Annotated in this window: 17 protein-coding genes, 1 other RNA gene and 3 pseudogenes; 6 read left to right on the forward strand and 15 right to left on the reverse strand. The window is 49.0% G+C overall.

What is annotated here, in order from left to right:
• Positions 1-8 precede the first annotated feature (8 nt).
• The 3 genes from ACTVIM_RS15025 to ACTVIM_RS15035 form a co-directional block, all read right to left on the reverse strand.
• On the reverse strand, positions 9-236 hold the full coding sequence (locus tag ACTVIM_RS15025; RefSeq protein WP_031407201.1) for a YuzF family protein: 228 nt from the start codon (positions 234-236) through the stop codon (positions 9-11).
• A gap of 350 nt (positions 237-586) precedes the next feature.
• Positions 587-1,951, reverse strand: coding sequence for a PepSY-associated TM helix domain-containing protein (locus ACTVIM_RS15030; RefSeq protein ID WP_445613049.1), 1,365 nt, complete (start codon positions 1,949-1,951; stop codon positions 587-589).
• Between the two features lie 118 nt (positions 1,952-2,069).
• Entirely contained in the window at positions 2,070-3,245 is a 1,176-nt protein-coding gene (locus ACTVIM_RS15035) for a helix-turn-helix domain-containing protein (protein WP_445613050.1), read from the reverse strand.
• Positions 3,246-3,470: 225 nt separating this feature from the next.
• Between ACTVIM_RS15035 and ACTVIM_RS15040 the strand changes: the two genes are divergently transcribed.
• From ACTVIM_RS15040 to ACTVIM_RS15050, 3 genes are all read left to right on the forward strand, one after another.
• Positions 3,471-4,061, forward strand: a complete 591-nt coding sequence (locus tag ACTVIM_RS15040; RefSeq protein WP_445613051.1) for a DUF6230 family protein — start codon at positions 3,471-3,473, stop codon at positions 4,059-4,061.
• Between the two features lie 14 nt (positions 4,062-4,075).
• Complete coding sequence (locus ACTVIM_RS15045) at positions 4,076-4,501, forward strand: DUF6114 domain-containing protein (protein ID WP_445613052.1); 426 nt, start codon at positions 4,076-4,078, stop codon at positions 4,499-4,501.
• Between the two features lie 118 nt (positions 4,502-4,619).
• Positions 4,620-5,069 (forward strand): staygreen family protein, encoded by a 450-nt coding sequence (locus ACTVIM_RS15050; RefSeq protein WP_445613053.1) that lies wholly within the window; start codon positions 4,620-4,622, stop codon positions 5,067-5,069.
• 134 nt (positions 5,070-5,203) lie between these two features.
• Here the strand turns inward: ACTVIM_RS15050 and ACTVIM_RS15055 are convergent, their stop codons facing one another.
• Entirely contained in the window at positions 5,204-5,476 is a 273-nt protein-coding gene (locus ACTVIM_RS15055) for a hypothetical protein (RefSeq protein WP_445613054.1), read from the reverse strand.
• A 224-nt stretch (positions 5,477-5,700) separates the two neighbouring features.
• Here ACTVIM_RS15055 and ACTVIM_RS15060 point away from each other — a divergent pair, with 224 nt between their 5' ends.
• Positions 5,701-6,801, forward strand: coding sequence for an RHS repeat domain-containing protein (locus tag ACTVIM_RS15060; protein WP_445613055.1), 1,101 nt, complete (start codon positions 5,701-5,703; stop codon positions 6,799-6,801).
• 32 nt (positions 6,802-6,833) lie between these two features.
• Here the strand turns inward: ACTVIM_RS15060 and ACTVIM_RS15065 are convergent.
• Both ACTVIM_RS15065 and ACTVIM_RS15070 read right to left on the reverse strand, forming a co-directional pair.
• Positions 6,834-7,961 (reverse strand): annotated as a pseudogene (locus ACTVIM_RS15065) (IS701 family transposase).
• A 275-nt stretch (positions 7,962-8,236) separates the two neighbouring features.
• Positions 8,237-9,433, reverse strand: coding sequence for a hypothetical protein (locus ACTVIM_RS15070; protein ID WP_445613056.1), 1,197 nt, complete (start codon positions 9,431-9,433; stop codon positions 8,237-8,239).
• Between ACTVIM_RS15070 and ACTVIM_RS15075 the strand changes: the two genes are divergently transcribed.
• On the forward strand, positions 9,422-10,555 hold the full coding sequence (locus ACTVIM_RS15075) for an IS4-like element IS5377 family transposase (protein ID WP_015375695.1): 1,134 nt from the start codon (positions 9,422-9,424) through the stop codon (positions 10,553-10,555). The two genes, ACTVIM_RS15070 and ACTVIM_RS15075, sit on opposite strands and share 12 nt — an antisense overlap.
• Positions 10,556-10,828: 273 nt before the next feature.
• Here ACTVIM_RS15075 and ACTVIM_RS15080 read toward each other — a convergent pair.
• The 6 genes and pseudogenes from ACTVIM_RS15080 to secG all read right to left on the reverse strand — a co-directional run bounded on the left by ACTVIM_RS15080 (position 10,829) and on the right by secG (position 16,778).
• Positions 10,829-12,064: pseudogene (locus ACTVIM_RS15080) on the reverse strand (IS701 family transposase).
• Between the two features lie 246 nt (positions 12,065-12,310).
• Positions 12,311-12,662, reverse strand: a transfer-messenger RNA (tmRNA) gene (gene ssrA / locus ACTVIM_RS15085).
• 223 nt (positions 12,663-12,885) lie between these two features.
• Positions 12,886-13,353, reverse strand: coding sequence for an SsrA-binding protein SmpB (gene smpB, locus ACTVIM_RS15090; RefSeq protein ID WP_033017718.1), 468 nt, complete (start codon positions 13,351-13,353; stop codon positions 12,886-12,888).
• Between the two features lie 81 nt (positions 13,354-13,434).
• Positions 13,435-15,702: a ribonuclease R gene (gene rnr / locus ACTVIM_RS15095; protein WP_445613057.1), complete on the reverse strand. Its 2,268-nt coding sequence runs from the start codon at positions 15,700-15,702 to the stop codon at positions 13,435-13,437.
• Between the two features lie 23 nt (positions 15,703-15,725).
• A complete protein-coding gene (locus ACTVIM_RS15100) occupies positions 15,726-16,469 on the reverse strand; it encodes an alpha/beta hydrolase (RefSeq protein WP_108209725.1) in 744 nt (247 codons plus the stop codon).
• Between the two features lie 78 nt (positions 16,470-16,547).
• The gene (secG, locus tag ACTVIM_RS15105; protein ID WP_033844580.1) at positions 16,548-16,778 is read right to left on the reverse strand and encodes a preprotein translocase subunit SecG; all 231 of its coding nucleotides are present in this window, start codon (positions 16,776-16,778) and stop codon (positions 16,548-16,550) included.
• A 708-nt stretch (positions 16,779-17,486) separates the two neighbouring features.
• Between secG and ACTVIM_RS15110 the strand changes: the two genes are divergently transcribed.
• A complete protein-coding gene (locus ACTVIM_RS15110; RefSeq protein WP_031407171.1) occupies positions 17,487-17,702 on the forward strand; it encodes a hypothetical protein in 216 nt (71 codons plus the stop codon).
• Between the two features lie 32 nt (positions 17,703-17,734).
• Here ACTVIM_RS15110 and ACTVIM_RS15115 read toward each other — a convergent pair whose 3' ends face one another.
• The 3 genes and pseudogenes from ACTVIM_RS15115 to ACTVIM_RS15125 form a co-directional block, all read right to left on the reverse strand.
• Positions 17,735-19,234, reverse strand: coding sequence for a carboxylesterase/lipase family protein (locus ACTVIM_RS15115; RefSeq protein ID WP_445613058.1), 1,500 nt, complete (start codon positions 19,232-19,234; stop codon positions 17,735-17,737).
• A 163-nt stretch (positions 19,235-19,397) separates the two neighbouring features.
• Positions 19,398-20,594 (reverse strand): MFS transporter, encoded by a 1,197-nt coding sequence (locus tag ACTVIM_RS15120; protein ID WP_445614372.1) that lies wholly within the window; start codon positions 20,592-20,594, stop codon positions 19,398-19,400.
• A 57-nt stretch (positions 20,595-20,651) separates the two neighbouring features.
• Positions 20,652-20,785: pseudogene (locus tag ACTVIM_RS15125) on the reverse strand (IS256 family transposase); the annotation flags it as partial.
• Positions 20,786-20,794 lie beyond the last annotated feature (9 nt).

Consider the following 20,794-nt stretch of genomic DNA (forward strand, 5'->3'; position numbering starts at 1 on the left):
CTCCTTTTTCAGTTATGGCCGAGGCGAACGGAAACGACTTGCGCCAAGCGGACATAATAAACCGCCTGATGCGCGGCAATGACGAGATGATCCGGCTTCACATCCCTCACGATCCCTTGGATCGAACCGCGGACGGTTTCTACCACCACCTCTTGGCCGCGCACGCCTTGCAAAGTATGGTATACATACGGATCGATGAGCGCGAACAACTGTGGAGAGGCATACGGTTGGTTCACACGCAGTTCCTCCTTTGCGCAAAATCAAAAATGGCTTCTTTATGATACGTATGACGCCGGCGCCCAAACATGACAACAAAAGCAAGCGGCGAAGGCCAAAATCTTCCTTCGCCGCCAGAGAGTCTAGAGTGATCGTGATTTAATCGTGCATGCCGCTTCCCATCCTCATTTCTCAAATAGAAAAACCTTGCCGCATTCGGTACAAGTCATCGAGCGATTACGGAAAACAGCGGTGTAGCCCTTCTCGAAGCTATACTAGAATCTCCCGTAAACAACGGACGCGCGGCGTCAGGGGCAATAGCCGTCATATCGTTCGATTTCGCTGCCGGCAACCAACCGTCGCGCCCCCGTTACGCCGCCAAAAACTCGCGCAGTTTCGGTACACGCGGAACGATCAGGCGGTCAAACAGCCAGATGAACAAGAGAGACAACGCAAACAAAGGCATTACGATGGCGGCGGCGATCATCCCGCCCCAGACGGTTTTCACCGTTTGTGGGTCCCGCACCCGCGCCGGTGCTCCTAATCCCTTTGGCTTCCGCTTCCGCCACATGACCCAGCCGCTTACGGCCAAAACGATAAGCCCAAGGCAAAAAACGAGATTAATCAGCTGGTTCGCCAGGCCAAACAACCGTCCTTCATGAAACGCAATGCCAATCGTGATCGCTTTGGCCAATGCGCCATAGTCGGAAAAGCGAACATCGCTCAGCACCCGGCCTGAATATTGGTCAATGTGCAAGGTGGCGTTATCCCACGGCTTGGTTTTCGACGTCGCCACCGTAAACACCCCTTTTGGGCCTTCCGGCAGCGAAATTGTAAACGGCTTTTTCACCTTTTTCTCCTCCGCGATCGCATACACGTCATCGATCGACAACGAGGTCGTGTTGCGCCCGTGAACTGAAGGCACCGGCAGCTGCTCGGTCGCCCACGGCACATCTTGCGCCACTTCTTTCGTAACCTTCGATTCCGGTTTGGGCCCGAAGCTGAACGCAAACGGCGGATAACCGGTGTTCGTCGCTGTTGCCACCTGATTGATCGCTTCTCCCATGATCCCTGTCCACGGTATGCCCGTCACAATGAGCAACAAAATCCCGCCGCTCATCCATATCCCCGTCACCGCATGCCAGTCGCGCCAAGCCAAACGTTTTTTCGCCCGCCAGCGCGGCCAAAACGTTCCGAAAACCGAGAATGATTGCCGCGGCCACCACAAATACAGCCCGGTCACTAACAAAACGAACCCCCAACAAGCCGCCAGCTCCACAAAGCGGTTCGCCAACGTTCCGCCAATGAGCAGCTCGCTATGAATTTTTTTCGCGATTTCCGTCCAATTCTCATCGGCGCGCAAGGTACCTTGAATCTTCCCGGTATACGGGTTGACAAAGGCAAACACCATTTCTCCTTTGTCCATCATCCCGATTTTCACGGTCCGCTTCGCTTCTTTTTCGAGCGTCACAGAGACGATGGGGTAATGCGGGTATTGTTTTTTGACCCGCTCCGTCAATTCAACCAAAGGCAGCCGCTTTCCTCCGATTTTGTCCACCTCATACAAATGGCCATACAGCGCCGATTCGATCTGTGGCTTAAACAAATAGACGGCCCCACTCAGCGCCAAAATGATCAAAAAAGGCGCAAAGAAAATGCCGGCATAAAAATGCCACCTCCAGACTGCCATATACATCGGCCGCTGCCTGTCCACCAGTTTCGCTGCTTGTTCCACAGTTTTCCCTCCTGCTTTGTTTTTCAGCAAGGAGTATAGAACAAAAGAATGTCCAACCGGTGAGCAATCGGTGAAAATCTTGTGAAATCAGATGAAGCCGGCCCATCGATCCCGCTCGTCATCCGATCAGCCCGAGACGCAGCGCCTTCGCCACCGCTTCCGTCCGGTTTTTCGCGTTGAGTTTCCTCAAGGCGCTCGAAATGTAATCCCGCACTGTAAATTCGCTCAAATAAAGCTGATCAGCGGCTTCGGCCGTCGAGGCTCCGTCCGCAAGCAGCTTCAAAATCTCCACTTCTCTTGGCGACAGAGATTCCGTCATTCCTTCCCATTCTTTTTTCGGCGCCTCGATCCATTTCAGCAACAACTCCCCCGCGCTTTGGCCAAATTTCATCAGCGCGGGAAACAAGCGGCGGTCAACCTCAAAGAAACGGCCTGGCCCGCGATCGAGAACGACGCCCCCAATCATTCGCCCCTCTGTCGGCACATACACCGGAACGATCACCAGCGAAGCCAACTCAAATGACTCCACATATGCCTTTGGAAACTGTTCGGCTGCCCTCGGCACGTAAATGGGACGAAAATGGCGAAATTCATGCACTTCCGCTTTCAATTTTCCCACGCTTTCTTTCAACATCGGAATATTGTCCAATTCGACGCGCAACCGCTGAATGTGCTCATGGTCCACCCCATGTCCGGACAGACCGATGGCTGTGCTCTCCTGATTGACAAATTGAAACAGCGCGCAGCGGTTGAAAGGAAGAAAATAGGAGAAACCAAAACAAATATGTCTGGCCGATTCCGCCAACGTCTGCGCCCGCAAAATCCATTCGTTGAACAAAATGACGGCGTCTTTCCACAATGATTCTGTTTTCCAAGCAAAATCGCGGCTCATTTTGAATGATTGTTCATTCACTTCATACAACAGCCATTCATTCCATTTGAAAAACAAATAGCGCACGGCCGGGTGCAAGGCGGAGGCCGCTAGCGCATGTGCCTTCAGCACTTGATGAACCGTATTTTCCATTACATTCAAAGAAAAGATGATCATCTCCGGAGGAAACGCTCCGATGCGTTCGAGCTGCTCATCCGTTGGATGCTCGCCCCCGTACGGGAGCAGTCTTGCTTGGACGAATTCGCAAAGCGCGGAAAACACCTCTTGCACCCGCGCATTCCGCTTGCCAAGCGCTTTCCCGATCCGCTCCCATTCCCGATTCAACTCCCTCTCATACCTATGCAAGATGCCGGCCGCTTCCTGCAGCAAACGAAGCAAATGATCGTTTAATTCCTTCGACATCCCCATCCCCCCGCATCCCCGTTAGTAATCGGTTGCTTTGATCATCTACTTTTTCATTCGAGCGGTTAATTCCTTCTTTTGTTCACCACATTTTTTGTCTATAAAGGCGGAAAGAAAAACCCGACAAACATAGGGATTTATAAATATATTGAATTATCATAAGATTTTAACATAAAAATAAAGCGCTTACAGCGCGAACCATTGAATAACGGGGGTGGAGAAATCATGGACATGGCAACAAAATCGGTCATCATTGGGGGGCGCACGGCGAAAAAGCCGCTGCTCGCCGCACTGCTTGGGGGGTTTCTGTTTCTCGGCACTCTACTGTCCATCTTTGGATTGACGGGCGTCGCCTATGCCGTGCCCATCAGCGGGGTCGGTGAATTTACTGTCCAATTTAACAAACTTACTGGCAGCGGTTTCAAAATGTACGGTGGAGTGGCGGAAGCCGGCAATGCGCCGCAGACACCCGTCTTCGTCAATGAGATGGAAAAAGCAACCATTCAAGGTCTGCGGATTTCAAAAGACTTTCCAGCGCTCGGCATTCGCGTCATCATTGCCGCCAGCGAACCCGTGTCGATTGACGGGCTTGTGCAAAAAGCAACACAAATCGACGGCAACATTTCCTTCGGCAGCTTGACCATGAAAGAAAGCTACGTCGGCGATACGAACAATCCCGTTGAAAAAGCGGCGAAAGAATTCACACAAGGAGCGGACAGCATTACGATCGAAAACGGTGACATCAAAACGGTTTATTTGTTCCAGCAAAAAGTCACTCTTCCGGGGATGAAAGTGTACTTTGAAAAACTCAATTAAAAGGATGAGAAGCCGTGAATGCGATTCGTTCTGCCTGGCGTAGGTTTCGTCAATGGCAAAAACGGCGGCCGTTTTGGGGGGCAACGTTTCTCTTGCTGTCAAGCCTTGTGATTTTATGGGTTCCAGCGCAGCTTTATGAAATTTCCCTTGTCCCTGGCAGCATGGTCTTTGCCGGTTTTTTCCTCGGCGGCATGGTTGGGTTGATGGGCGTTTTGGCCTACGCCATGCCACGATTGTCCACCTTGATCGGCATCATCGGCATGTTCAGCGCGATTTTATCGATCATGGGCGCCTTGGGCGGCTTCTTAGTCGGCACGATTTTGGGCATCATCGGCGGGGCGCTTTGCATCGCCTGGCGGCCACAATGGGCCGATCCTGCCGCCCCGCTGGCCCATCATGAAGCCGCTGCGGACAAAGAAGCGACCACCGCCACCTCATAAAAAGCAAAACCGAACGCGGATCGACCGTCCCGTTCGGTTTTGTTTTGTCATCGCCGCCAATAAAGGCACATATAGATAAATGAGATCGACCACTTTCCACAGAAGAAGGAGGACCGCCATGAAACACCTTTCTCCCGAGCGACTGCACGTCACCCAGACCGCTGGAATCACCCAGCTGTCACCGGTGAACGGCCGTCTGTACACCTTAACCCACTCGGACACGACTGGCGCCTTATTCCTCACCGTCTCCCGCGCATTTGTCACTGATCAGCTCACTTCTCAACGCGATGAAGTGCTCGGTGAATGGAAACAAGCCGGGCAACAGCTAGTATTGTTTCTCTATGTATTCGTTGGCAACCGGCAAATGGGCCGACAAGAAAATGCGCGCCGAGCGAACGTATTCAAGAAAGAATTGCCGTTGGCGCTCGAAGCTATTCGCTACGGCGACCGCGCTTTTTTTCACACGTACCCGTTTTGTGATTGGTGCCCGATTTTCATTCATTTCACTTCCGAATACCCGGAGCTCAACCGGACGGAATATTATGGCACTCCGTATTTGTATCGCTGACAACCGCTTCGATGCCGGGGCTATGCATCGCCGCGTTTTTGGACAGCCGACAAGCCTCTCTCTGTTTCTCAAAACGTAAACTATCGGACCAACGGTATTGCGCGCATTGCAAGAATTACCTTTAAGCATGGCGCTCAAAGTGAGTGCCACTCTACACTCCCCGCCTCGATCATGATAATGTTCACCCCGTCGGTGACTATTTTTACTTTTTCAAGCGATGGAGTGGCGGAAATAAGCACCACTTCCAATATTTCATCAACATCAAAGTCTTTAACGCAATCTGTTTCAAAATATGTTACATCTTCAAAAACAATGAATCCTTCAATCATTTCCGGATCTTTCGTTTCGTCATAATCGAATGGTTGCCATTTGCATAATGATCTTTTAAGAAAATCAGCTATTCTCATCATTTCTTCCCCCTTGTTCATCATAATGTTTTGGCTGTTGAGTATGTAGTTATTTCATGATGGCCGAAAAACAGAGGTGACAAGCTTTTTTCCAGCCGTTACAGGGAAAAATCGTGATGGATGAACTTTTGGCAATAGCAAACGAATGAGAGTGCGGGCGGGTTTTTATAGTCATCTTAACCGATTGGTGATTTACATTATTTGGATCATTACGTGTCTTTGTATTGCATTGCTATAATCTTATTGACATCCAGATTAAATTAAACGATATCCTTTGCCTATCGGTTGGCAACCGGACGAAGAAAATCGTCAACAATGGAACAACTACAACGACTACGTACACGTATGACGCCGCCGACCAACTAACAGCCGTTAACGGACAGGCATACACATATGATGTGAACGGGAATTTAACGAACAACGGCAACAAAACGTTTGTGTATGATGACGAAAACCGTCTCATTCAAGTAAAAAACGCATCGGGCACTACGATCGCAACCTATACGTATGACCATCAAGGAAGACGCATCAGCAAAACAACATCAAGCGGTACGACTTACTATCACTACGATGGCGACTCGATTCGTCTGTTGTATGAAACAGACGCCAACAACAACATCACAGCGGAATATACGTGGGACGCATTGGGCCGCCCGGTCACGATGACGAAAGCCGGAGCCACTTACTACTATCATTTGAACGGCCATGGAGATGTCGTCGCATTGACGGACGCAAGCGGAAATGTCGTCGCCCAATACGAGTATGACGCATGGGGCAACATTGTGTCTAAAACCGGTGCGCTGGCAACAGCGAACCCATACCGTTATGCCGGGTATGATTACGATGAGGAAACCGGGCTATACTACCTAATGGCGCGGTATTATGATGCGAATATGGGACGGTTCTTGACGAGAGATACAGTCGATGGGGTTGAGGACGATCCGCAGAGTTGGAATCAGTACGCATACGCTAAAAACGATCCTATACAGTATATCGATCCAAATGGCCATTGGTCTTGGAAAGCATCTATGAAATCTTTGTTCCATAGGATTGTTAAAAGTTTGGCAGATGATTTTAGAGCAAATACCTTAACTAATATCGCGTTCTTTTTCTTCGGGGGAGCTATAGGAGGGGGGATAGCCTACAAAGCTGCTAAATATGGCTTTACAATGCTTGAGAGATACGTATTAAAGAAATCAATAATTGGCTTTATCAAGGGTGGAATTGGAGGGTACTTATTAGGTGAAGCTGGCGGAATAGCAACTAAATTGATGACTGCTGGAAATAAATTATTAACTGTAGATGAGCATTTTTCATTACAATAATTTCCATGCCTAAGAGACAAACAGGGTACCCCTTAGGCGACATGGAGCTGTTTTTTGATCACATCAATGGGAATATCTTGCTTTGCGGCGTCATCGATGAACTCGACGACGCTGTGCCCTTTCCGAGACCGAAGAAGCTCCAGGCCGGAAGAGAGGTCTTGTTGAGATTCGGCGATGCTGTATACACAGGCTAAGAGCACCACTGTCCAATACCGTTTCACCGCCCGAACGTGGCGAACACGGTCCACCTGACTTCAGCTGGTCTTTGGCCTGCCGGAAAAAGCATTCGATCGTCCAGCGATGGGCATAGTAACGCAAGATGTCTTCGTCACTCAGCTCCCGGTCGGTGTCGAAGACAACATGGAGATGATCCGGCGTCATCGGTTCATCCGCCTTCCAAGCAGCACCACCGCGTCATCAAGACCGTTGAGCGCGCCTTCGTAGCGGTAGACACGATCACGCTCGTTCCCCACCGTGACGAGGCGGGTGTCGTTGGGCTCGATATAGCGGGCAAACTCCTTCGCTTGAATGGCGATGCCTTTCGGATAGAGAATCCGGTTCGTCTTGAGCATAGCGATGACATGGAATCCTTGTTTCAAGCAGGCTTCGATGAGCGCTTGGGACGGATACTAGGAATCCATGAGCACATACACCGGCTGAGCCCACTTCCCCTTGAGCGAGGAAAGCATCTCGATCGCTAGGTCAACCTTGCTTCTTCCCGCCGTTTTGTCATACAGATGAAACGCTTGCGTGAACGTGTGCACCATCAGCCAAACGAGCGAATGCCCCCAGACGGATGGATGATCTTTGTGAGAGAAATGCCAATCACCCCCTTGAATGGCGCGGGCAGCCCGTGACGAAGGCTTCGCTTTTTGGTAAATGGGATCATCCATCGAAACAAAAAGGGGTTGATTCTCCTGTTTGGCGATTCGCTGGATGCGATGAAGGATCCTTTGCTGGAGTTTGCGAGGCAACGTCTCTTCATCCCAAGGGCTTTTCGTGAAAAAGTGTCTGAGCGTGGTTCGATGATTCGGATGAAAACTCCAGTACCGGACATCCGTCAATGTCCCCGAACATCCCTTGGTCGTCAAGGCGTCGACAAGGTAAACGAGATGCTTGATGACCGGCTTCGAGAAATAAAGCGCCAATCCCAACGTCATGAAAAACTTGTGGATTCGTTGATGATGTGCTCATCGATTCATGAGACATGAACCTCCTTGTGTGAATGGGTTTGAGCACATCTATTTTACTCAAGGAGTTGGGTTCATGTCTCCTTTTTTATTTGGTTGTAAATTTATGTTAGCAAATTTGCTCATCTACAGATCAATATTTATAGAGGGAGGTTTTTGAAAACGAGAGGCATGAAATTCAAGCTTGGAAACCGGAAGTTATTCCGAGAATATATATTTAGAAACACCATTATTATGGGTAAGTATTACGAATTCACCATATTTTGATAACCTTTTATAATGAGTTCATTATTTTTATTGATTCCCCCACTATACATTATTTCTTTAATGTATTCTCCTGAAATGCGAGGGTTTTCATGTAAATAATCACTTATACCAAGAGCAAGAAACAATCCCAATATATATCTGAAAGACTTAAACCCTCTATTGAAATATCTTATAGGACAAGGATAAGTAGGAACCTTTTCAAAAATAAATTGTAAATTACGCATAAATATGTCGGATATGTTCTTTTGTTTGATTGCATTTAGCCATTCGAATAAGGAAAAAAACTCAACAAATGCCCACCACATCATATTGTATATTTTATAATCTAATGGATGGTTGTAATATTTATTTCCTAATAATTGATATAGTATTGCTATCCCTTCCATATTGTGTAAGTTATGTAATTTAGTAAATACAAAAGAGAGAGAGTTATCCATATTCTGATAATGAATAGCATGCCCAAATTCATGCCAAATTTTTAGCACATCTATATAATCTTTGGGTGTTTTTAACAATATGAACAATTTTTGTTCTTTATAATTAAAATACATTGAAAAACGATTTGAATTATATAGGATTTGAATCTGGTTAAAGTTGCAATTCAACCTCATTTCTTTAGTGGTTACTTCTATATCCCTAATAATGGAGTTTAAATTCAAATCAGGATGAAGATAGTTTTTCGACTGTTCATTTAACTTTCTTCTTAATGTTTCAAGTATTTCTTTTTTCTTAGAGTAAACAAAATTCATTATTTCTCCAAAATACTCTTTATAAAAATCTACATAACTCCTCCCGTTAACTTTTTGTGAAATCTCGTCTATATATTCCCACTTTTCTATATATATTCTGTTTAATTCAGTGTTTAAAATTATAGATGCATCCGTTTTAAGTTTATGATTTACTTTCGAACTAGGAAGTATTGCTTCTAACTCTTTTAAAGAAAGTATTTCTTTATCTGATACTGGAAAACGTTTTAACTCTAAAGAATTTTTTATAGAATCATCAAAAGGTCGCACCTTTTGATCCACGTATTCTTCAAATGCAAAGTAATATAATCCTTCAGGCGTGTTGATTATCCAATAAAATCCAAAGGGTATAGAAAAAAGAGCACCTTTCCTGTAGAATGTGAGTAGCGACACAAACAAACCCAGGAGGTGCTCTCTATGAACAAGCATACCACACTCCCGAATTTGATGCAAAAACTTGTTTCGGATGAAGAGATTCAACTGATTGCCGAAGCGGTTGGGTATCGTGATTCGTCTCGAACCTTTACGTTGCGCGAGTTGATTCACTTCTTCCTGCTGGCCGCCATGCATCAATGGAAAAGCTTTCGCCACGGAGCCGATGTGGGGCCTCTGTATGGATTGCCGCGATTCCATTATTCAACTGTATCCAAGAAAGCGAAAGAAGTTCCCTATGACATCATGAAACGCTTGTTGGCGTTGATCATTTCCAAGTGCAACCGCCAAACCCGCCGTTCGCTTCGGTTTCCCAAACCGCTTCGGGTGGTGGATTCGACGACCGTCACGGTCGGGAAAAACCGCCTGCCATGGGCGCCGTATCACGGCGAACGCGCCGGGGTGAAGCTGCACGTCGCGTATTCGCCGGAATCCTCGTTGCCGGCAGACGTGGTGGAAACCATCGGACTGCGTCATGATGGCCCGGTGGGAGAACAGTTGACGAACGCTCAACAAGTGCTGGTGGAAGACCGGGCGTATTTCAAAATCGAACGCCTCGATCGATTTGTGGAGCAACATCAGCTCTTTGTCATTCGGATGAAGGACAACATCGAACTCCATCAGAAAAAAAGCTTGAAACGCCTTTCCAGCACATCCTCATCGGTTCAAGCCGACTTCACGTGCCAGTTGGGGACGAAACAATGCCGCTCCACCAAGCGTCACCGGGTGGTGATCTTTCGAGATGCGAATGGCCGCGACATTCGGGTCGTGACGAACCTCTTCCATGCGTCTGCGGAAACCATTGCCGACATGTACCAACAACGTTGGACTGTTGAGGTCTTTTTCCGTTGGGTGAAGCAATATCTGAATGTCCCGACCTTGTTTGGCACGACGGAAAATGCGGTATACAACCAACTGTTTGCGGCGTTCATCGCGTATGTGTTGCTGCGATGGCTGTATGATCAAACCAAAAAACAGACGAACGTCTCTCTTTCCTTCATTTCGTTCGTTCGCCGTTTTTTCTCTGGGCAGCTTCCTCTCGATTGGAAATCCGGGATGGCCGCTGCTTTGTTTGAGTATGCCCAAATTTATGGAAGGCGTATGTATAATTTTGGATAATCAACACTCGTGAGGTGAAAACTCATTATTAGAAGTGGAATTAAAAGACAATGAAGTTCAATTAGTTGTTTATTGGCGTAATGATAAGACAGTAGGATTTAAAATGCCGAAAGAAATGTTTGAGAATATTTACAAAGATCTAATGGAGTCCAATTAGATAGAAAAAGAACAGAAGAATCTTATTAATCCTAGTTAATAAAAAAATAACTTTCTGTAGATGAGCATTTTTCATTACAGTAATTTCCATGACCTAAGAGACAAACAGGGTACCCCTTAGGCGACATGGAGCTGTTTTTTGATCACATCAATGGGAATCTCTTGCTTTGCGGCGTCATCGATGAACTCGACGACGCTGTGCCCTTTCCGAGACCGAAGAAGCTCCAGTCCGGAAGAGAGGTCTTGTTGAGATTCCGCGATGCTGGATACACAGGCTAAGAGCACCACGACCCCATACCGTTTCACCGCTCGAACGTGGCGAACACGGTCCACCTGACTTCAGCTGGTCTTTGGCCTGCCGGAAAACGCATTCGATCGTCCACCGCTGGGCATCGTAACGCAAGATGTCTTCGTCACTCAGCTCCCGGTCGGTGTCGAAGACGACATGGAGATGATCCGGTGTCATCGGTTCATCCGCCTTCCAAGCCAGCAGCACCACCGCGTCATCAAGACCGTTGAGCGCGCCTTCGTAGCGGTAGACACGATCACGCTCGTTCCCCACCGTGACGAGGCGGGTGTCGTTGGGCTCGATATAGCGGGCGAACTCCTTTGCTTGGACGGGGATGCCTTTCGGATAGAGAATCCGGTTCGTCTTGAGCATGGCGATGACATGGAATCCTTGTTTCAGGCAGGCTTCGATGAGCGCTTGGGACGGATACTAGGAATCCATGAGCACATACACCGGCTGAGCCCGCTTCCCCTTGAGCGAAGAAAGCATCTCGATCGCTAGGTCGATTTTGCTTCTTCCCGCCGTCTTGTCATACAGACGAAAGGCGAACGGAAACGCTTGCGTGAAGGTGTGCACCATCCGCCAAACAAGCGAATGCCCCCAGACCCATTGATGATCGCTGTGAGAGAAATGCCAGTCACACCCTTGAATGGCGTGCGTTGCCCGTGACGAAGGCTTCGTTTTTTGGCAAATGGTATCATCAATCGAAAGGAACAGGGGTTGATTCGTCCGTTTGGCTAGGCGTTCGATCTGGCGAAGGATCCATTCTTGAAGCTTCTCAAGCAGTTTTTCCTCGTTCCAAGGGCTTTTCGTGAAAAAGTGGCTCAGTGTCGTTCGATGATTCGGGTGAAAACTCCAGTACCGGACATCCGTCAATGTCCCTGAAAATCCCTTGGTTGTCAAGGCGTCGACAAGATGAACGAGATGCTTGATGACCGGTTTCGAGAAATCAAGCGCCAATCCCAGCGTCATGAAAAACTTGTGGATTCGTTGATGATGTGCTCATCGATTCATGAGACATGAACCTCCTTGTGGGTAGTTGGTAGCACATCTATTCTAACCAAGGAATCGGGTTCATGTCTCCTTTTTTGTTTAGTTGTCAATTTATGTTAGTGAATTTGCTCATCTACAGTTACTTAGTCACTGTCGAACTTGTATACAATGCAAAGCAAAAAACACGGTGCAAAATCCGCGCAAAATTTTCGCCCATTCGCTGGCTTCTTTCGGATTCTTGAAAAAGCAAAAACGACCGCAAACACGGTCGCATCAAGCGGTTCACCAATTTTTCATCCGAAACAGCAACATGTTGGAAATGGAGACGGTGGGAGTCGAACCCACGTCCAGAGGCATCGCCACTTAAGCATCTACGAGCGTAGTCGGTATATTTCGCTTCGCCGTCCGTTCCGCCTACCGACAGGCCTCCCGGCGGCTAGCCTGATTCGTCTCTTCCCTCATCCTCAGGCGGCGGATTTGGGCGTAGCCCGCTTCATATGAACCCCTCGGACGCCACACGGGCGATGGCGGGAGGAGCTAGCTGCAGCAATTAAGCAGCTAAAGCGTAGTTTTGTTTGCCAGTTATCTTTAGGTGACGTTTTTACGAGGACGTCCCCCTCGGCTCGCCGCTTAAGCTCGACCTACCCCTGTCGAATCCGGATCGTCCCCGCGGTGCGAAGAGATCGGAACAGCTTAAGCCATGGATAACTGGCTGTTGCACTTTTTATTATACCATGGCTTTGCGCATTTTCAATGGGAATGTTTTCAATGTCGGTGAAAACCAATGTTTTTTTCCAAAAGGATGGAATTCGCCAGGAAAGAAGAGCCGATGTTTCAAGGCTTCCCCACTTGAGAAACATCGGTTTTGACTTTTTCACACGCCGCTTGCTCCCTACAGCTTTTGCCGCTCGCGGAACACCCGCTCGATTTCGCGCTGCGCTTCTTTCCGTTTCATGTCTTCGCGCTTGTCGTATTTTTTCTTCCCTTTGGCAACGCCCAGTTCGACTTTGGCGAAGCCGTTTTTGATGTACAATTTCAGCGGCACGAGCGTATACCCTTGCTCTTTTGTGTAGCCGATCAGCTTGTTGATTTCGCGGCGGTTGAGCAAGAGCTTTCTCGTCCGCAGCGGATCATGGTTGTAGCGGTTGCCTTGTTCGTACGGGCTGATATGCATGTTATGGAGAAACACTTCCCCTTTTTCCACTTTGGCGAATGAATCTTTCAAATTCACCCGGCCGTTGCGGATCGATTTGATTTCCGTTCCTTGCAGCACAAGGCCGGCTTCATACGTCTCTTCGATGAAATAATCATGGTACGCTTTTTTGTTTTGGGCGATTACTTTTCCTTCGCCTTTGGGCATCCGTTTTCTCCCTCCTCATCGTAGCGTTTCTTATTTTATCAAAAACGAAAAAGAAGGAAAAGCCGCCTGTTCGGCTTTTCCTCACCGTTTTTTCTTTTTCTTCTTTTTCGCTTTCGCGCTGCGGTTTGGGCCGCTTTGCGCTTTCGGCTCCGCCTTTTTCTTTTGTTTTTTCCCTTCGATGACGACCGGAGCGGCTTTCGCTTTCGACGGGCGGCGTCCTTTCATGCCGACGACTTCAAAGTCGACGATCCGCTCGTCTTTGTTGACGTTGATGACGCGGACGGTGATTTCATCGCCGATGCGGTACATTTTCCCGGTCCGCTCGCCGATCATCGCATAGCTGCGCTCGTCGTAGCGGTAATAATCGTCCGTTAAATAACTGACGTGCACCAATCCTTCGATCGTGTTCGGGAGCTCGACAAACAGGCCGAAGTTCGTCACCGAGCTGATGATGCCGTCAAATTCCATCCCGATTTTGTCTTCCATAAACTCCGTTTTCTTCAAATCATCGGTTTCCCGCTCAGCCTCGACGGCGCGCCGCTCCATGTTGGACGCGTGTTCGGCAATGTCCGGCAGCTTTTCCGCCCATTTTTGCTGGGTGTCAGCATCCATCTGGCCGTTGATGAGATACGTCCGGATCAGCCGGTGAACGATCAAATCCGGATAGCGGCGGATCGGCGACGTAAAATGGGTGTAAAACTCGGTTGACAGCCCGTAGTGGCCGAGGCTTTCGGCGTCATAGCGCGCCTGCTTCATCGACCGAAGCATGACGGTCGAAATGACCATCTCTTCCGGTTCGCCGCGCACCGCTTCGAGAATTTGCTGGAGGGCGCGCGGATGGATGTGGTTGCCCGTTCCTTTCACGACATAGCCGAAGTTCGTGATGAACTCCAAAAAGCGCTGCAGTTTTTCCGGTTTTGGGTCTTCGTGAACGCGGTACATAAACGGCACGTTCAGCCAATGGAAATGCTCGGCGACCGTTTCGTTTGCCGCTAACATAAACTCTTCGATGAGCCGCTCGGCGACCGACCGCTCGCGCAAGACGACATCGTACGGTTTGCCGTTTTCATCAACAAGCACTTTCGCTTCTTTAAAATCGAAATCGATCGCCCCGCGCTTCATCCGCTTGGTGCGCAAAATATCAGCGAGCTCGGCCATCAGCTCAAACATCGGCACGAGCGGCGCGTATGTTTCCCGCAACGCCTCGTCTTTATCGACCAAAATTTTATTGACGTCGGAATACGTCATCCTCTCGATGGTGCGGATGACGCTTTGGAAAATGTCATGGCGGACGACTTCGCCTTGCGGGGTGATTTCCATTTCACACGACAGCGTCAACCGGTCGACTTTCGGGTTGAGCGAGCAAATGCCGTTCGACAGCCGGTGCGGAATCATCGGGATGACGCGGTCGACCAAATAAACGCTCGTGCCGCGCTCATACGCTTCGCGGTCGATCGGCGACCCTTCCTCAACATAGTAGCTGACATCAGCGATATGGACACCAAGTTTGTAGTTGCCATTCTCAAGTTTTGTCACCGTCACCGCATCGTCCAAGTCTTTCGCGTCTTCCCCGTCGATCGTCACGATCATCTCACCGCGCAAGTCACGGCGCCCCTCCAAATCTTTTTCCGTAATGACGTCTGGAACACGGTTGGCGTGCTCGATGACGTCATCTGGAAACTGCAGCGGCAAACCATGCTTATAGATGACCGATAAAATATCGACGCCCGGGTCGTTTTTATGGCCGAGAATTTGGACGACTTCCCCTTCGGCGCTCATCCGCCCTTCCGGATACGAGGTGAGGCGGACGACGACTTTATGCCCTTCGACCGCTCCGTTCGCCGCGTTTTTCGGGATGAAAATGTCATTGACGATCCGTTTGTCATCGGGGATGACAAAGCCGAAATATTTGCTTTCCGTGTATGTACCGACGACTTCTTTCACCCCGCGCTCCAAAATGCGGACGATCGTCCCTTCGCGGCGCGCTCCGGATGAGTCGGCCTGAACGCGAACAAGCACCGTGTCGCCATGCATGGCGTTTTTCAATTCGGACGGCGGGATGAAAATATCATCCATTCCCGGCTCTTCCGGGGTGACGAAGGCAAACCCCTTCGGATGGCCCGTCACTTTGCCGCGCACGAGATTCATCCGCTCAGGCACGCCGTAGCGGTTGCTTCGCGTCCGGACGACAAGGCCTTCCTCTTCCATGGCGACAAGCGTTTTAACCAGTTCCTTAAATCCATCCGCATCCCCGATGCCAAAGGCTTCTTCAAGCTCCTCAACAGTGAGAGGCTTGTACGCTTCATCGCGCATAAACGCCAAAATTCGTTCAGCCAATGCCTGATCCATCGGCCTTTCCCTCCTTTCCAACGCTACCAAGCTAACGACTCCAAAAAGGCATAAATATCGTCATGCAGCTGTTCTTTTTCCTGATCCAACGTGATAACATGGCCGGATTGCTCATACCATTTGATTTGCTTGATTGGCGCTCCGATTTCGTTATAAATAATATTGGCGCTGTCCGGGTTGATCATTTCATCATGGCGCGCCTGAACGACGAACGTCGGCGCGTAAACCAAGTCCAAATGGTCGCGCACCTCGGCAATCAATGCCTGCAACGCTTTCAATGTGCTCATCGGCGTTTCCTTGAAACGCTCCATTTCCGCTTCAATTTGTTCGGGCGATTTTCCTTCGCGCTTTTTATACTCGCGCGCATACTCGAGCACACCTTCATACATCGTTTCTTCGCTTTTGATGTACATCGGCGCGCACATCGTCACAATGCCTTCTATAGGTACAGTGTAACCTAATTTTAACGAAAATACGCCTCCAAGCGACAATCCGGCGACGGCGATTTTTTCATAGCCTTTGTTTTTCAAAAACTGATAGCCGTTCATGACGTCTTGCCACCAATCATCCGGACCGGTATGGACAAGCTCTTCCGGCGGCACGCCGTGCCCTTTGTAAATCGGCGCGTGGCACGTGTAGCCTTTCGACTCCAAGAATCGCCCAAGCATCCGAACGTCAGCGGAGTTGCCGGTGAACCCATGCAAAAGCAACACAGCGCGCTCCCCAGCCTCAAAGAAAAACGGTTTGGGTGGAACTAGTTTCATCATCGTTCTCCTTCCTCTCTGGATGAAATAGAAAAGGCAGCCCGTTTTCGTGTCAGGACCGCCCCCGCTTTTCGCTTATGCTCATTCAAGATAGGCAATGACAAACGACAGCACAAAAAACAACACGGCCAATACGATCGTCACGCGCTGAAACACCGCATCGAGTCCGCGCGCTTTTTGCTTCCCGAACAATTGCTCGGCACCGCCGGTGATCGCTCCCGACAGCCCAGCGCTGCGGCCCGATTGCAGCAGCACGACAACGATCAGCGCAACCGACACAATGACAAGCAGCGTCACAAGCAAGGCGTGCATGCCTGACACCTCCAACGACCTACGTTGCAATAGTTTTACTATACCATACATCGCTGTTGGCGGCAACTGCCTCACCTGTCTCCACACGTCGAAAGGAATAGATTCGCTTTTTTACAAAAAAAAATACAATCCGAAAGATGTTCAAATGGAGGAAATCGATGAAATCATTGACAAATGCGTGGCAAAAATCGCAATGCATGACTTGATCGGCCCTAGAGGCAACGGGAGAATGGAACGGTGTTGAAGGAAAGACTGCGTTTCCTTTCTTTTCTAGGAGGCCGGTGAAAAATCGTTGTTTGCCTTGATCGATGATGGAACGCTTGAACATAGAATCTGATGCAACCAGTTTTTCTACTTGAGAAACGATTCTGAGAAGCGTTTGTGCGAGTAAATCACCGGCCCCCTAGGAGGCCGGTGATTTAGTGCAAAATACTACTGATTCCACCCATTTCTCAATTAGAGAAACCATGTAGAATCAGCTTTCTTTTCTGAATGAAAATGCCTCCGATTGGTGTGTGACAGCGGTTTTTCACCAGCCTACTAGACAGCCGAACCGAAGGACGGGCGGCAAAAAACTCCCCGCCTCTCCCTTTGCATAGATCCTCCATCTGCTTGACCCTCCATGCCTTGGGCGCGGTATGATCATTGTCGTCCGCAGCCGAAATACGTTACAATGAAAACAAATCGGCAACGACGGGAGGGACTCCAATGGCAAGACCAGACGAACGAGTCGTCATCGCGATTGACGGCTACCAATTCAAACGGGCGCGGGAGGCGAAGGAAGGGAAAATTTTCGTCACCTCGCCGATCGGGGCGAACTTTACGTTTGACGTCAACGTCATGCGGAAGCTGCTTGAGGCGATCGACCGCGACCCGGCGCTGGCGGAACAGTTCGGGCTTCCTTCACCGGGAGCAAACGAATAACAAAGGAACGGCGGTTGGCCGTTCCTTTTTCCTTATGCGCGCGTCATCCACGCTTCCCGCTCGCGGCCAAACGGATCGTCTTCAACATGGCTCGCAGCCGAAAAGACAAACGCCGGTTTGCGCTCGTTCGTATAGACCGGCCACTTCTCTGGCAAATGCGCGCCGTTCGGATCGCCGGTGCGGGCGAACGAAAGCCAAGCGTAATGCATTTGATTGGCGATCGCCTCGCGCTCCGGCCGGCTGCCGACAAAATTGGCGACACCGGGCTGATGGAGGTTGTGAAACACAAACGGCAGCTCAAGCGCATGGCATGCTTTCAGCTGTCCGCCGAACACCGGCGTTTCATAATCAAACCGATACATGTACACCTCGGCCCCCTGCGCCGCTTGGGCATCCGCCGTCCGCAGCATCCCCTCGACAAAAACGCGGTACGTCATGATGCGTAGCCACGTTTGCCACGCGGGCGCTGACACATCCGCCGTTTCCTTGTAATAGCGGATTGCCGCATCCGGAATCGGCCCGACTTCACGGTTGATCCGGTCAAGCAGTTCTTTTTCGCCAAGCTTTGTCCAAGACGGATCGGTCAACGTAAATAAATGGTACTCGTCTTTCGTCACGCCAATCAAAATCGGAACACCGCTGGCCGCCCCGTCGCGGAGCGCTTCGATCGGATGGCGGCGCAGCACATGTCCGTCAATCACCGGTCCGTACGTGATTCGTGGGCCGAGCGACATCGCCGCCTGCAACAGTTCGCTGGCTGGAATCGACAACAGCCGATCACGGTCGCCTAGGCGGACACCGGCGCGCTCCAAAATGCGCTCGGTCATGGCCATCGCCGTCTCCGCTGAACGAAGAAGAAGCGAACCCGACCCGCTTTGCAAAATGGCGCGCTGAAACAGCCCGCGGGCCTCCGGAAGCGACAACAGCACGCCGACGCTCGCCGCTCCGGCCGATTCACCGAAAATCGTGATGTTGTCCGGATCGCCGCCAAACGCCGCAATGTTCTCCTTCACCCAGCGCAATGCCGCCACTTGATCCAAAATGCCGAGATTGCCCGCTTGGGCGTACGCTTCGCCAAACGCATCACCGAGATGCAAAAAGCCGAACACATTCATCCGGTAGTTGATCGTCACGACAACGACATCACCGTGTTTCGCAAACGCCGCGCCATCATACCACGGCGACGAGCCCGAACCAAACAAAAAGGCACCGCCGTGAATCCAAAACAACACCGGACGCTTCTTCCCATCAGCCGCGGGCGACCAAACGTTCAGGTACAGCCCATCCTCGCTCGGCGGCTCGCTCATCCTCCCGAGCAATCCGCTGAAAATCGGATCCGACGGCTGCATGACAACCGGCCCGAACGATGTCGCCTCCCGCACCCCATCCCATGCCTCAGGCGGCTTCGGCGGCAAAAACCGGCGCTCACCGACCGGCGCTTTCGCGTACGGAATTCCTTTCCAAACGAAAACGCCTTCATTCATTTCCCCGCGCAACCGGCCGTACCTTGTTTCAACAACGGTTCGCTCCATCCCCTCACCTCCTGAATATTCAAATGATTCAAGAAATATTATAAACCACCACCCCTCCCACGTCCATCGTTTTGCGCCCGCATGAGAGATGCTCATGCCGCTTAAAAAAGAGAGGTCCCATGCCGAAAAGCAAAGATCACCGCGGCCGAAACCGTCAGCACCATTACAGTTTCTCTTGGCGCACTTTTCTCTCATTAATTAATAACGAACATAAACTAGTAACGATCCCCAAAGCACCTGCAATGAAGAAAAGATATTTTATATTGAAATAATCAACACTGACCCCAAAAATAAACTGGGCTACTGGCGTTGAAAGCATTGAAATTGCCATCATAATACTATTCACTCTTCCTAATAAATGAATAGGCACAGAACGTTGAACAAAAGTAGGTATAAGGACTCCTATAAAACCAGTCATTAAGCCAATTACGAAAACGAAAATTAGAATAATCAAAAAGTTTTGAGTGAAACATAGTGCGGCAATACCAACAGCTTGTAAAAGAAAAGAGAAATATATAATCTTCAATTCAACCTTGTGAATGCTTTTAACTGAAAAGATTAAACCAGTTAACAAACTTCCCATTGACATCGATGAATATATATATCCTAAATACTTAGCATCATCACTAACATTTTTAGCTAAAAAAGGGAACAATACATTAACCCCGTTTGCTCCAATATTTACAAAAAACATAGTTATCACCAAATAAAAAATCATTTTTTGTCTATTCAAAAAACTAAAACCGAGTCGTAAATCCGAAAAGTAAGAAGTGTTGTCATTATTATCGTTCATATTTTCAAGATGACTATTTTTACAATCAATAAACAAAATGAAAAAAGTTGAAAATACATATAAGATAGAAATGGCGATCAAGGAACGTTCTATTGAGATTGATTCAACCATCCAAGCGGCGATTAAAGGACCCAAAATGATCGTTGTTCTTACAACAGTGAAGTATTGACTATTGAGACGACTTAAATATTCAGTAGCGACTAATCTTGGCTTTATTGATTCTGAGGCTGACCAATAAAAAGCATCAATCGCTCCAAACAAAACGGAGACCATTATGAGAATGACAAAAGAGACCGTATGATCCCATAATAGAATAGCCAAAACTAACACAATGATTGCCCTTATTATGTCTGACAACCACAGAAACAACTTTGCCCCTATTCGATCAATAACCGGTCCGCAAAGAAGCCCAGCAATAAATCTCGACAAACCTAAGGAAAATAAAACTGCTCCCATCAAAAAACCTGATTGTAAAACGCCAGCAATATACCAAGCTATAACAACACTGTATATGACGTCCCCCAAGTTGGAAAGAAACGTTGCTATGCAAAATTTTGTAGCGTTCAAAATGATCCCCCTCAAAAAGATTGAGACTAGGCATGTCATGCACTTGTGAAACAGAACAAAAATTCGTTGAAGCGCTTCCTGTGCTTCAGCAAATCCTCTCGCAACGTTCGCCCTGCCCATTTCTCATTAAAATCTTGGATCGTCAAATACACGACTTTTTCCGCGGCTTTTAAACTGCTCAAACGGTTCAACCAATTCTA

Source organism: Geobacillus sp. YF-1 (assembly GCF_052692335.1).